A 14,637-nucleotide genomic window follows, 5' to 3' on the forward strand; every position below is an offset into this window, starting at 1 on the left:
CCTGTCGTCCACAGGATCCAGGGTAACACCGGGGCTATAGAACGATCGGGGTCTCCATCTCTGAAGTAAAACGATGACAAAGATTTTCAAGTCGATCGAAACTGAACGTACGACATAAAAAATCTATCAGTCTGGCAAGCTGTCGGGTACCTTTATGAACCTGTAACTCTCCCACCACTTTCATTATCTGATGGATATCGCCCAGTTCTGCAGCCTTGGACAATACAACAAAGAGACTTAGATCCAGTTTGATATCATGCGATGAATAGAAAGCACTGATATTATCAAAGCTTTTCGTAATGCATGTTTCTACCAAACAGATGAATTGTTCAAGCGTGAACGGATTGGTCAGGTAGCCATCAAAACCATCCCCCTGAATATGACGGGAGAAAGACTTGTGGGTTTCTGAAAACATGGCAATGAACCATACCCTCTCATCCTCCCGCATAGCCCTGACCGTTTTCATCACTTCCAGATCATGGCTGACGGGCACAGTATCAGCCAGTAAAACCATATCGAGCGACTGTCTACGTATTTCAGAGAGAGCTGCATCAAGGTTTGCTGCCTGGTATACGATCCCGCCAGTATGATCCAGACAGGTAACAATAATCTCTCGATGTGCCTGGGAAGGATCAACAACCAACACTCTCAATGCACTTGCTGTCTCTCCCACACCGAGGTCACCGCTTGGATCGATAACGGCCTGAGTCATAGCGTCAGGGGTTGCCATGGTTGAAGCTGTCAGCGGCAAGCTGAAATTAAAGGTGCTGCCACATCCCGGCTGACTACTCACACTGAGCTCCCCACCTAAAGCGTTAACCAGCCAACGACTGATAGCCAGCCCCAGCCCGGTTCCTCCTGGATGACTGCGGGCATTAATTTGCAGAAAAGGGGCAAAGATATGCTGCTGATCATCCTGGGCAATACCAATGCCACTGTCACAGACAGAAAACGAAACCTGTCGTTCATCAAGTGATAATGTCAGCATGACATAACCACTCTCCGTAAACTTGATGGCATTGCCTAACAGATTGATGAGAATCTGGCGTAATTTGGTGGGATCCGTCACGATCAAATCAGGTAAACCACTATCCACCACAACCCTAAGATCCAGCCCTTTCGATTCAGCACGCTGTCCGACGATACGCTTGACACTTTCAACCAGCTTCTGAAGCTCTACCGGCACCATACGTACCTTGACACCATTGGCCTCCATTTTGGACAAATCCAGGATGTCGTTGATCATGGTCAGCAGATGCTGGCCGCTACTCTCTATGGCCAGTAAACTCTCGCGCTGCTGTTGTGTCAGGGGTGTTTTTTTCAGCAGGATCTGGGTATATCCCAGCACCCCATTCAACGGTGTGCGCAACTCATGACTCATGTTTGAAAGGAATACGCTTTTGGCATGGTCTGCTACCTGCGCATCATCACGGGCCTGCCGTAACGCAGCTTCGGTTGTTTTTCGCTCTGTGCTATCCCTGACAGCAATGGAAACCAGACGCTCGTCATCAATATCCAGTCGATTACAGGTAATGTCGGCCGGGAAGCTCATTCCCTGCCGGGTTTGCAGGGTCGTTTCAAATCCAGCGACTGGCTCATTGCTTACAGCCCGGTAAACCAGCTCCGCAATATTGCCGCCCTCCTCTGAGGTTCCCAAAATCGCCAGCGAATGCCCCAGCAACGCCTTTCGGTCATAACCGAACAACTCTTCAGCCCGGGCATTGGCCATAGTGATGTCACCGGCATCCGTGGCAATCACCATCGCATCTGGCGCTGACTCCAGTAAGCTGCGAAAGCGCCGGGAATCACTGACAATATTAGTAATGTCATGGGCCATGCCTTCCATCCCGGAAATACGCTTGTCCGGCTCAATCACCGGCACACCAATGACCTCCATCGTGCGCAAAGTGCCGTCCCTGTGTGGCATGTCCAGCTGCATGAATCGATCCATCGCCCGGCCCAAAAGAACATCATTCATGACGCACTTGCCGTCTGCATCCAGCGCATATGCCTGAAACAGTTCCGCCTGACGCGCCAGAAACTCCGTCGGCGTATATCCCAGAATCTCTGATATGGATGGACTGACATACGTCATACGGCCCGTGGCATCAAAGACAAAATAGACATACTTGCCCCGTAACCGCTCAGCAATACGGCTGATATTGCTGGCCCGCAGTTGACGAAGGCTCTCTTCCCGATCTTCCAGCCGTCTGCCCATGGTCGACAGGGTTCTGGCCAGGTGGCCCGTTTCATCATCCGCATAACTGTCGGTATCCATCAGCCAGACGCCATCGCCCAAACGCCGAACAGCCTGGCGAAGACGCGCCAACGGACGGGTGATCGTGCTGGACACCTTGCAGATACAGCAACTGATGACAACCAATGACAGAATCATCAAAACGGCACTCACAATCGCATAGCGTATATGCTCAGCCAGTGCAGCCGTTTCCCGTATCTTGACCACCAGTGCCCACCCGGATACCGGTACAGGACTGGAGAAATACCAGACTCGCCAGTGCTTATACTTGTCCGTCGTGTGCGCCTCCTGACCATCACGCAAGGGGCCATTAATCAGTGCTTCAAGCGCTGGTGCCCCGAGCCTTCGTGCTGTATCCAGAAACGTTCGATCAACAATCGTGGAGCGAATATCGGAATGAATGAAATTTCCCTGCCGGTCAACAAGGACAAATTTCAGTTTTCTGGGATTATCCTCTTTTAACAAATTGACCAGGTCGGAAACCCTCACCAGCAGGCCTATACCTCCTCCCTGCTCCAGTGGCTGATGGTGGAATATGACCTTTTGTGTAGAAAACGGGATATCAATCGGATGACTCCAGCTGCTGCGATAGGGATACGTCTCCGGAAACTGCCATGTATCAATCATCCGGTTGGTCACAAGCTGGTTATCCACAAGCTGGTAAAGTAACGGTTCATCATGCCTATCCGGATCATTCATCACGATCCCGTATATCAAGGGGTTTTCTTCCAGTATCTCCTTAACGATTGGCAGCACCCCATATTTGGCGCCAGGTAAGGTGGCATAACGGAGATAGCGATTCAGGGAAACGCCCTGCAGTTGAATCTGACGTAACTGGGTATCAATCGATTCTGCGTAGTATCGAGCCTCATCAAACAGAATCTCTTCTAAATCATGACGGGAAAGAATGAATGTGTGGTAGATGTGAAGGCCGCTAATCAATCCATAGAGCAGGGTAATCGGGACAATGGTAAACAGAATGATCTTGTTCCGGATCGACGACCACATAGATTAAGGAATCCATACGCCTGTCAGTGCTGACTGATGAAATCCAGTCAGCCTAGTCGATGCCGGTCACTCGTGCCAAACAGGATGCCACACAGGCCGTTACCGGATGACCATCCACAGCCTGTGCGGTTATCCGTTTATCAGGTGCTGACGAACTGTTCCCTCAACGCCAGCTTTTTCACTTTACCGGTGGCGGTATGGGGTAATTCCTGGACGAATATTACCTCGTCCGGTATCCACCACTGTGCCACCTTGCCTTCATACCAGGCCAGCAGACTTGCCTGGTCGAGTGACTCCCCTGCCTGTTTCACCACGATCAACAAGGGACGCTCATTCCACTTTTCATGAGGCACGGCGATAACCGCGGCTTCAGCCACACCGGGGTGACTCATGGCCAGGTTTTCCAGTTCGATGGAACTGATCCATTCACCACCGGATTTTATGACATCCTTACTCCGATCAGTAATGTGCAAATAACCTTCACTATCAATGGCAGCCACATCTCCAGTAGCAAACCAACCCTGACTATCATGGGTGTGGTGGGTTTCTGCTTCCCGTTGATAATAGGCTTGGCACACCCCCGGACCACGAACATAGAGATCCCCGACGGCAACGCCATCATGCGGCAAACGCTCACCGGTATCGCTGACGATTTTCATCTCTACCCCAAAGATGGCGCGTCCCTGTGACAGGCGTAATGCGTCCTTGGTGTCCTGAGCCAACGCTGACAAGCTGGCCTTGAGATTATTCAAGGTGCCAATGGGACTCATCTCCGTCATCCCCCAGGCATGATGAGTATCCACACCGTATTCACGCAACCTATCCATAATACTTTGCGGGCAGGCTGCGCCACCGACAATGACCCGGCTCAGGCTGTCCAAGCCCTTTCCACTGTCTTTGAGGAAATTCAGTAACGCCAGCCAGACAGTCGGAACCCCCAGGGCCAGGGAAACCTGTTCCTGGGTAATCAGCTGATGCAAGGCTGCACCATCCCCCATCTTAGGCCCAGGTAATACCAGTCTTGCACCCGCCAGAGGCGCGGTATAGGGCAGGCCCCAGGCATTAACATGAAACATGGGCACCACCGGCATCACTACATCACGGTCAGACAACCCCACCACCGAGGGCATCACCGCCGTGATAGCGTGAATCACGGTAGAACGATGACTGTAAAGCACGCCTTTGGGATGGCCTGTCGTGCCCGAGGTGTAGCAGAGTGAACTGGCTGTCTGTTCATCCAATACCGGCCATTCGTACGCATCCGATTCATCACTGATCAGTGCTTCATAACTGATGGCATTCTTCAGTGTGGTGTCTGGCATCTGCGCCTGATCGGTCAGAACCACAAAACCTTCCACGCCGGTTAACTGTTCCTGCAAACCTTCCAGCAAGGGGATAAACAGTGGGTCTGTAAATACCCAACGGTCCTCCGCATGGTTAATGATATAAGCCAGTTGATCCGTAAAGAGCCGGGGATTAATGGTATGTAACACGGCCCCAGAACAGGAGACACCGTAATAAAGCTCAAAATGGCGGAAATCGTTCCACGCCAGTGTGGCTATGCGATCTCCCTGCCGCATGCCCAGACGATCAAGGGCATTGGCCAGCTTGCGGGATCGTCGGAACGCATCACGATAGGTATAGCGGTGCTCAGGGTGATCATGGGTAACCGACACCACTTCCGATTCCGGAAACGCCTGCTCGGCATACTTCATGATCATGCTGATCAATAACGGCTGGTCCATCATCAGGCCATGCATACCCGTACTCCTGTTTTATTTTTCTTTTTCGTGAAAAATCAGTGTAACGGGCAGCCACGCCAGTAGACAAATCACATCCTGTGATTACGAGAAATACATGTATTAACAGACGGAATGAATAAAAAGAAACCGGCTGTCATCGCCGGTTTCCAAACAGCATCAACGCAACGAATCAAACTCAGTGTTTTTTGAGGAACACAAACCAGTTGCTCAAACCCACCAGGATACCGCCGCCAATAATATTGCCGATGGTGGCAGGAATGATGTTGTTAAAAATCATGTTATGCAGCGTGATATGCGGGAAGTCAGCCGGTGTCATACCCAGGCCCTGCCAGAACGCCGCATCACCTAGGTTATGCACCATCCAGCCCATCGGCAGCAGATACATATTGGCGATAGAGTGCTCAAAGCCTGCTGCAATAAAAGCAGCCACCGGCAGGATCATGGCCAGCATCTTGCCACTGGCACTGCGGGCGCTGTAGCTCATCCAGACACTCAGACACACCATGATATTACACATAATGCCCAGCACCAGCGCCTGACCGAAGCTATGTCCCATCTTGGCATCAGCAATGTACATGGCAGACGCACCCACCTGCCCATGGGCTCCCAGCCACTGGCCGGTGTAGATGATCATCGACACCATCACAATGGAACCCACAAAGTTGCCAAGATAAACCACACACCAGTTGCGGACCATGGCAGAAAACGGCACCCGGCCGGATGCGCAGGGAATGGAGATCATGGTGCTGCTGGTAAACAGCTCAGCGCCGCACATGACTACCAGCATCAGCCCCATGCTGAATGAGATACCGCCAATCAGCTTTGAGATGCCGTAAGGCAGCGCATTAGGACCATGAGAACCGGTGGAAACGATGGTATAAAACATACCGGCCAGGGAGATAAATACACCAGCCATGATCGCCAGGACAAAGGTTTTGTATAACGCTTTCTCAGCCTTGCCAATCGCGACGTTTTGCGCCAGCTCGGCCATGGCGAGAGGCGAACGCGCCTCAAAGTAGGAAGGTTCGATGCTGTTCATAAAAATATGGGGAATTCAGAAGACAAAAGAGAGTTTAAAGTTTAAAAAAACCTTGAACGCAGACTGTTGACTTATATCAATGCCCTGCCAATCCCCTGTCAGCAATAACCCGTAACGGGAAACCGCACCATGGATGCCATGACACAAAAAAAAGGGCCGAAGCCCTTTTCTCATCCGGTTATTAAAAACCGGTGATTCGATAGCCGTTTAGAACGGGATATCATCATCAAAATCATCAAAGCCACCAGCCGGCGCTGATTGCGGCTGCGCCTGGGGAGCCTGTTGCGGCGCCGCCTGCTGCTGGGACTGGCCACCAAAGCCACCCTGCTGCTGTTTGGGCTGCTGTTGCTGCGGCTGATAAGACTGCTGCTGTTGACGAGGCGCACTCTGCTGCTGGTAATCACCACCGCCCATGCCGTCCTGACGGCCATCCAGCATCTGCAGCTGACCATTGATATCCACCACGATTTCGGTGGTATAGCGATCCTGGCCCTGCTGATCCTGCCACTTGCGGGTCTGCAGCTTGCCTTCGATATACACTTTGGAGCCTTTGCGCAGGAATTGTCCCGCAATCTCCGCCAGCTTGCCAAATACCACAATCCGGTGCCACTCGGTCCGCTCGACCGGCTGGCCGGTCTGGCGATCCTTCCAGGATTCACTGGTCGCCAGACTCAGGTTGCAGACCGCACTGCCATTGGGCGTGTAGCGGACTTCCGGATCGCCACCGAGATTGCCTATCAGGATAACCTTGTTAACACCACGAGCCATGTAACTCTCCCACCATTCAAGAATCAATAACCAGTTCTCTGGGCCAGACCATTCACTTCAGTCTACCCCGGATCGTCAAAACGCCGACACCTCGTACCTGACCTGCCACAGCCCGTGAACCCATGCCATCGTCCACCCAGAGTCATAGGGTAACTGTTTATTATCCCAGACTCAGCGCATTTGCCAATTGGGAAATCATAGTATTACCCGTTTAGCCCTACTTATCTGACCCATTATCCCGATACGGGTTCACCGTCCCGCCCTATGAAAAAATAAATATATTTAAAAACAATGAGTTACAAAAAAAACAATCGCTAAAACTTATAACCTTTTGATTTTATTGAATCTTTCACATTTCCCGGTTTCCCTCAAGGATTCCAGCACCTTAAATACGCCTAAACTCAACATATTAGGAGCAGTCTTTTATGGCACAGGCCATAAATAGCATCAGAAGCCAGTACCAGCGTGAATAAAGGACAGCATTCAATCCAGGGGATCAGTCTTGTCGAAGCCATGATCGTGCTCTTCGTTATGGGCGTGGTCTCGGCGTTTGCTGTCACCACCTACCAGAAATACACCACACGAGCAAAGGTCATGGAGGCCAGCCAGCTGGCCTATGAGGTCAGGCAGGCCGTAGAAGCGCATGTCTCCACCCGCCGGACATTGCCCTCCAACCTGAGCCGAGTCTACAGTAGCAAAAATATGAAGGTCGTGGAGCGCCTGGAAGCCATCCGAACCGGGCCTACGGAATTCAGAATCAATGTTTATATCAGAAAGGACGTTTTTCCGGATAAAGCTGAGCAGCAGGTCTTTACTCTACACGGTAATCTTGTTGATGGTGCCATTCGCTGGAATGATTGTGGCGCTAATAATTGTATTACGGATGTTTCCAGTCTGCCTGTACCGCAGTCAAACCTGCCCCCCATAGCCACGGCGGGAGATATCGTCATTGCCACAGCACCACCTGCTCCAGCCCCGGCTCCAGCGCCTACACCATCACCAACGCCAACACCTGGGCCAGTTCCAGCACCTGTTCCAGCACCTGCTCCAGCGCCGCCACCGGTTCCAGCCCCCAAACCGACACCTTCTCCAAAGCCTGTGCCGGCTCCCGTGCCTACACCGTATCCAGCCCCTGTACCGGCACCAGTGCCAACACCATCGCCAAAGCCTGCGCCAAACCCGTCTCCCGGGGGGGGCGGATCAGAGACCTTTGTCACCAAAAACAAAGATCCTATCTGGAGCAATACGCACGCGCTATCCGAGTGCCCCGGTCGCTGTGGCGCAGAACACGGTAAGTGGAATGGCCAGTGGTGGACGATCGTCTACGGCAAGCATTCTGTGTGTCAGTGCACCCCCCTGGATGTCTTTATCACAACCAATACCGCGCCGATCTGGAGTGATCCGGATGCTGAGGCTAAATGCCCTTCACGCTGTAATGCAGAAGATGGCAACTGGACAGGGCATTGGTGGACCATCGTGTATGGCGCTCGCTCTGTTTGCCAATGTGAAGAGCAGTATCCCTGACGTTTCGATCCGATGAAAAAAATGCCGTGAAACACTCTGTTGCACGGCATTTAAAAGAGCGAATGAAAGGTCAGACAATCAACGAAACCGTCTGACGCGCCAATTCAGAAATCCGGACTTTCTCATAACCTGGCACGTAGGTTTCTAGCTGATCCGCCAATGGATCAGCCCACTCCGGCGTCACACAGGCCGGGTTCATGACACCCAGCACTGTTCCCACTTCACCGGCATTGCAATCCACATCTTCACCACAATCCCCCAGAATCCGCATGGCACAGGTAAAGTCGTTGCCGCAGAACCACAGCGAAAGCACAACCGCCACCATATTGGGGAACGTGTGAATCCAGTTGTAGGTCCGCAGCTCATTCTGCTTCATAGATTGCCAGACTTCCCGGTGATCACCATATTGCTCAGCCAGTTCGATGGTCCGGTCAAACAGACGCGCAAATAACGTGCTATCGGGAATATAGCCACGGGAGGCCTGCACAATGGCGCGTGCATCATCCATGATGAACGCCAGCGATGTCAGAACCGCCGCATGAATACCGCCATAGACACCGTTTTTCTCATGGGAGATCACACTATCGCGATACGCCAGCTCAGCTGCACGCCAGGGCTTACCGGGCGCAAGCATACCGTGAACCATGGTGCGCATCTGCGCCCCAATCCACTCGGAATAGAAATTCAGATATGTTCCTGACAGGGGAGGCATGATGCCACGACGCAGGTTCTCCAGGGCAAAATGCTCAGCCGACCAGCCATAGGGAATATAACGCAACCACTCTTCCGCGATATCCTGGCTGGAAAAATCCGCATTCTTCCGTGCCGCTTCCAGGACACACAGCTCATAGGTCACATCATCATTCATGGTTTCCGGTTCCCGGACATAGCCGTTTAACCGATCCCCATAGAATGCATTCAACTGTTCCCCTGAAAAGCCTTCAAGCGCTGTGCCATAAGCGCCACCGGCAATCTGTCCCAGCCAGCCACCATAAACCTTTTCATTCAGGCAATCACCAGCCGTATCACCATCCTGCTTATCCACAGCCGGGCAGGCAGAACGAATCGCTTCAAGGGTTGCCGGTGTCTGATATTGCCAATACACACTGCTTTCATCCTTAGGGGCATTAGCAAGAGCCTGCTGAATTCTCGCCCCCAGCACTTCCATGGTACCGTGATCATCCTGCTCACGGGCGTCACGGCCGATAGAGAGCCATTGTTCCGCTTCACTGACATCGTAGCCCCGGTTGTGCCAGGCCTGGATCATTTCCATGAAGGGGATTTCCGGCGCATTGGAGCCGGGCACTTCACTTTTCCAGAACTTGGCCATCATGTTGCGGCGCGCCTTCAGGATGCCGTCCACAAACGACCAGTCAGAAGGCTTTTCCTCAAACGGCTTAGGTACCGCATTGAGACGAATTTCCCGATCTTGTTCCCAGGCTTTCATACTGCAACTGCCTCTTTATCCATACCGGCCTGATGACCAGCATTTACTTGTTTTCCGTTACGTTTCTGTTTTTCCCGGGAATACCAGTACAACGCCAGCAAGGTCACGATATACGGCACCATCTGGGTAAATTCAGACGGAATGATGGAATCCTGCAACGCGAATCCGAGACCATCCGTAAAGCCGAACAGCAGGGATATGGCCAGGATACCGATGGGACGTCCACGGGTCAGGATGATCACAGCCAGAGATATCCAGCCCCGTCCGTTCGACATATCTTCGGCAAACAGGCGGACATACCCCAGTGACAGGAACACACCCGCCAAGCCACACAGTGCCCCGGACAATAACAACGACTGGATCTTGAGCCGGTCGGAACTGATACCCACGGCATCGACAGACCGGCTTTCTTCACCCGCCGCCCGCAGCCGTAGACCGAAACGCGTATGGAACAGGTGGAAATGCACCAGGAAAACCACGACAAACGTCACATACAACAGAAAGGGGTGACCGCTCACAATATCGCCAATAACGGGAATATCCTGCACCAATGGGATATTCCAGACAGGCAAACCCTCAATACGCGGAGACACAAATGCCCCTTTCACATGAAACAGCTGTCGTAGAAGGTAGGTTGTGCCGCCTGCTGCCAACAGGTTCATGGCGATACCGGTGACAAACTCATCCGTTTTCATCTTCACGGCAAAAAAGGCTGTCACGGACGCTGCCAGCAAGCCGCCGGTCATACCGAACAACAAACCGCCCATCCAGGAACCCGTCACGTAACTCCCTGCTACGGCACAAAAAGCACCAATCAACATCATCCCTTCCATGGCGATATTGAAAACATTGGCGTGATGGGTATACAAACCACCCAGTGCCGCCAGCAAAATAGGCACCGCGGCAGGCAGGGTTGCGCGGAACAACTCAAGAAACAGATCCATGAACCCTCTCCTCAGCCGGCTGCCGGGTAGTGGCCAGCACATCACTGGCGACACGACGGGCGATCAACAGGTTCACTAACCGCCTTGAAACTTCCCGCGACGCAACAACAAACAAAACGATAATGGCCTGAAATACCATAATGAACTCAGACGGCACCCGGGTTTCCAGCTCCATACCCAGCGCACCATTTTGAAGGACAGCAAACAACAACGCATACAATGATGTCGCCAGTACCTGACAGTTGGCGATAATCGCCAGCATGACGCCATCCCACCCATAAGTGCCTCCAATACCGATCAGGAACTGATGCTGGATGCCCCCCATAATCAACAGCCCGCCCGCAAGACCGGCCAATGCACCGGAAATCATCATAGCGCGGGTGAAATTCTCCCGATTATGGCAACCACCGATCCGGGTAAAGACCGGGTTCAATCCCATCATCCGCATTTCATACCCGACACGTGACCGGTTCCAAAGGATATACATACCTCCCAGAGCGACCAGTGCGACAAGAATCGAACTGCTGATACTGCCCAGCGCCGGTAGATGACCACCGTCAGCAATCGGCGGCGACATCGGGGTATTGGCATTGGTCATTTTGACGGGGCCGCGCACCATCCACAGGGTGAAGTACTCCGCCAGAAAGTTGAGCATTAGGGTTGAGATAAACTCATTCATGTTAAAGCGATTGCGCAGCCAGGCCGCGATTCCACACCACAGCCCACCAGCGATCGCAGCTGTCGCTAACAACAACGGCAGCATCAATGGCGCAGGCAGATCCACAACTAATCCGACCGTGGTCACCGCCATGGCGCCCATCAGCACCTGCCCCAGCTGCCCCAGGTTGACGGCGTTGCTACCAAAGGCGACAGTGGCCGACAATCCGGTCAGAATCAGCGGTGCAGCCCGTTGCAGGGTGCCTCCAAACGACATGTCCGACATCAGGCTGTATTCAATCAGCGCCATGAATCCTCGCGGCGCGTGATAACCCTGTGCCGCCAGAATGGCCATACCTGCCAGGAAGGCGCAGAGCACACCGGCCAGGGCGATTAACAGGTCTTTTTTCATGCGGCTTTCTCCCTGGAGCCCAACATGTACTCCCCAACCTGCTCCCGCGTGACGTCAGCCGGGTTGAGATCCGCCACAATACTGCCTTCGTAAATAACCAGTATCCGGTCACTCAGGCTGAACAACTCATCCAGGTCAGCAGAAATCAGGAAGCAGCCTGCACCCGCATCCCGCTTTTCCACTATGCGTTGCTGAATGTATTCAATGGACCCCACATCCAGTCCGCGCGTTGGCTGATCAAGAATGATGAAGTGGTTATCTAATTCAAACTCCCGCCCGACGATGACCTTCTGCTGGTTACCGCCGGAAAGATCACCAATCGCCGTCTCTGGCCCAGCAGCCACGACACCAAAGTGCTGCATCAGTTGTTGAGTAAATTCACGACACCGGCTCCGTGACAGTAATCCCTTCATGCCATTACCGAGTGAGGGATTGCTGTAGTGATGGGTCATTACCGCATTATCAATAAGGCTGGATTTCAGCGAGCTGCCAGATATTTTGCGATCCTGCGGTACGTACGACATCAAACGACGGCGAGAACGAATATCCCAATCCGTAATATCCTGACCTGACAGGTAAATACGGCCGGCAGCAACCGTCGCCTGCCCCGTCATCGCCTGAACCAGCTCAAACTGACCATTGCCTTCTACACCCGCTAACCCGACGATTTCACCGGCATGAACCTGCAGGCTGATCTCATGGAGACGTAATTTTTCCTGCGAGTCCCGCGCTTCCACCAGCTCCATTTCAAAGACAACATCACCGGGTGCTGCCGGTGCTTTGTCGATCGCAAAGACCACGTCACGCCCAACCATGGCACGGGCCAGGTCAGCCTTGGTCAGACCCGGTGTGTTTCGGAAAGTCCGAATATGCTGCCCCTTGCGCATGACCGTGATCGTATCGGAAAGCGCCAGTACCTCGTCGAGCTTGTGACTGATGAACACGACAGTTTTACCATGATCCCGCAGGGTCTTGAGCCGCTCGAACAACTGCCGAATTTCCTGTGGTGTGAGGACAGCGGTGGGCTCATCCATGATCAGGACGTCCACATCCCGATAAAGCAGTTTCAGAATTTCCACTTTCTGCTGAGCGGCAACGGACAGGTCTTCCACCTTATCAGTCACACGCAGATTCAGTGCATACTGGTCAGCGATGGCCTGGACTGCGTCCCTATCCTTCTGTCGATTAAGAATACCGGCAGACCAACGGCCAGAGTGCTTGACCGATTCCATCCCCAGCACGACGTTTTCATAAATGCTGTAGGACGGCACCAGCATGAATTCCTGATGAACCATACCAATACCTGCAGCAACCGCTTCCATGGGATTGCGAAAAGCGACCTGCTGGCCGCAGTACCACATTCCCCCCCCGTTGATGCTGTTTATGCCGTAAAGGACTTTCATCAACGTGGATTTGCCGGCACCGTTCTCGCCGATGACGGAATGGATTTCACCGGCATTGATTGTCACGGAGACATCATTCAACGCCAGCGTCGCTGGCGGATACACCTTGACCAGGTGTTTCAGTTCAATAAGGGGATCAGACATCAGGGGCTCCTGACAGATCGGGTATAACAGCGGCCTCCGCAGAGGGAGGCCATAGGTGAAAGCAATCAGGCGCCCTTGTAAGGCTCTACTGTAATGTCGCCGGCAACAACTTTTGCCTTGATCTCATCCAGCTGCTCCAGCATGGCCGCTGGCAGGATCGCACGACTGTGTTCATCAATGGCCAGACCCACACCATCCTGTGCCAGACCGGAATGAATGACAGCGCCTTTTTCAAAAGAACCGTTTTCCATAGCAGCAAATGTGTCATAGATCGCGTTACCCACATTTTTCAGCATGGAGGTGGGAATGTGGCCCGGCTTGATACCATTCTGGTTGGAGTCGACACCGATCGCATACCGGCCACTTTCAGCCGCGGCTTCCAGCACACCGGTACCGGTCAGAGCCGCCACCTGAAACACGACATCAACGCCCTGTGAATAGAGTTGCTTGGTCGCCTGCTTGCCCTTCACAGGATCAGACCAGCTGCCTACATAGATATTCTTGTATTCAATGGTGTCATCAATGTAGGCCACACCCTGACGAAAGCCATGCAGGAAGGCGTTGACGACCATATCATTCATGCCGCTGACCGTACCGACTTTTTTCTCTTCGTTAATCCCCTTAATGGACGGATCTGACGTCATCAAGGCCGCAGCAACACCTGCCATGAAAGAACCTTCTTCCTCAGAGAAATTGATGCTGGTAATCGTGCTATTGCTGTTTTCTACGACGGTATCAATGTTGACAAAGGTGATATCCGGATAACGATCCGCATACTGGCGCACCAGTTCTTCGTAGCCATAAGAAATCACATAAATAACATCCGCACGCCATTTAACGGCAGATTCCAGTGACTGGGGGTATTTGGCTGCGTCAAAGTTATTTTCAATCGTGATGGTCTCAATGCCGTAATCCGCTACCAGACGATTGATACCTGCCTGACCGGAGTCATAGAACGACTGATCACCCAGTGCACCATTCAACACATAGGCGACACGCACCGGGTCCGTCCCCTTTTCCTGACCATCCGCAGCCGTTTCATTGCTGTCGCTGCAGCCTGCGATCAACACGGCCATACAACTGCCCAGAACCAGGCTCCAGATCGACTGCCAGCGCTTAAACATGATTTTCTCCGCACAGGAACGCATGCAATGGTTTCAACCAACCTGTCCTTTTGACCGATCGGTTAAACGCCACGTGTAGAAGGAAATAAATTGCGCGGATTATGACGAGCAAGCCCGCTGTTCATCTTTGATAAAAATCAAACAGAT

General features: G+C 52.7%; 10 protein-coding genes. 1 reads left to right on the top strand and 9 read right to left on the bottom strand.

What is annotated here, in order from left to right; all coding sequences use genetic code 11:
* Nucleotides 1-34 precede the first annotated feature (34 nt).
* The 4 genes from KHS78_RS13555 to ssb all read right to left on the bottom strand — a co-directional run bounded on the left by KHS78_RS13555 (nt 35) and on the right by ssb (nt 6,835).
* Nucleotides 35-3,265, bottom strand: a complete 3,231-nt coding sequence (locus KHS78_RS13555; protein ID WP_211829009.1) for a PAS domain S-box protein — start codon at nt 3,263-3,265, stop codon at nt 35-37.
* A gap of 140 nt (nt 3,266-3,405) precedes the next feature.
* Nucleotides 3,406-5,025, bottom strand: a complete 1,620-nt coding sequence (locus KHS78_RS13560; RefSeq protein WP_211829010.1) for a long-chain-fatty-acid--CoA ligase — start codon at nt 5,023-5,025, stop codon at nt 3,406-3,408.
* Between the two features lie 178 nt (nt 5,026-5,203).
* Nucleotides 5,204-6,067, bottom strand: coding sequence for a formate transporter FocA (focA, locus tag KHS78_RS13565; RefSeq protein WP_211829011.1), 864 nt, complete (start codon nt 6,065-6,067; stop codon nt 5,204-5,206).
* Between the two features lie 207 nt (nt 6,068-6,274).
* Nucleotides 6,275-6,835 carry a single-stranded DNA-binding protein gene (gene ssb / locus KHS78_RS13570; RefSeq protein ID WP_211829012.1) on the bottom strand — a complete coding sequence of 187 codons (561 nt, stop codon included), beginning with the start codon at nt 6,833-6,835 and terminating at the stop codon, nt 6,275-6,277.
* 465 nt (nt 6,836-7,300) lie between these two features.
* On the opposite strand from ssb, the gene KHS78_RS13575 reads away from it, so the two are divergent.
* Nucleotides 7,301-8,359, top strand: a complete 1,059-nt coding sequence (locus KHS78_RS13575) for a mannan-binding protein (RefSeq protein ID WP_211829013.1) — start codon at nt 7,301-7,303, stop codon at nt 8,357-8,359.
* Between the two features lie 70 nt (nt 8,360-8,429).
* Here KHS78_RS13575 and KHS78_RS13580 read toward each other — a convergent pair whose 3' ends face one another.
* The 5 genes from KHS78_RS13580 to KHS78_RS13600 form a co-directional block, all read right to left on the bottom strand.
* Nucleotides 8,430-9,806, bottom strand: a complete 1,377-nt coding sequence (locus KHS78_RS13580; protein ID WP_211829014.1) for an ADP-ribosylglycohydrolase family protein — start codon at nt 9,804-9,806, stop codon at nt 8,430-8,432.
* Entirely contained in the window at nt 9,803-10,750 is a 948-nt protein-coding gene (locus KHS78_RS13585; protein WP_211829015.1) for an ABC transporter permease, read from the bottom strand. Before KHS78_RS13585 ends, KHS78_RS13580 begins: the two co-directional genes overlap by 4 nt.
* A complete protein-coding gene (locus KHS78_RS13590; RefSeq protein ID WP_211829016.1) occupies nt 10,734-11,819 on the bottom strand; it encodes an ABC transporter permease in 1,086 nt (361 codons plus the stop codon). Before KHS78_RS13590 ends, KHS78_RS13585 begins: the two co-directional genes overlap by 17 nt.
* Nucleotides 11,816-13,366, bottom strand: coding sequence for an ABC transporter ATP-binding protein (locus KHS78_RS13595; RefSeq protein WP_211829017.1), 1,551 nt, complete (start codon nt 13,364-13,366; stop codon nt 11,816-11,818). Before KHS78_RS13595 ends, KHS78_RS13590 begins: the two co-directional genes overlap by 4 nt.
* A 65-nt stretch (nt 13,367-13,431) precedes the next feature.
* A complete protein-coding gene (locus KHS78_RS13600; protein ID WP_211829018.1) occupies nt 13,432-14,490 on the bottom strand; it encodes a BMP family lipoprotein in 1,059 nt (352 codons plus the stop codon).
* Nucleotides 14,491-14,637: the final 147 nt, after the last annotated feature.

It is taken from the genome of Kistimonas asteriae (assembly GCF_018263925.1).
Lineage (GTDB): Bacteria > Pseudomonadota > Gammaproteobacteria > Pseudomonadales > Endozoicomonadaceae > Kistimonas > Kistimonas asteriae.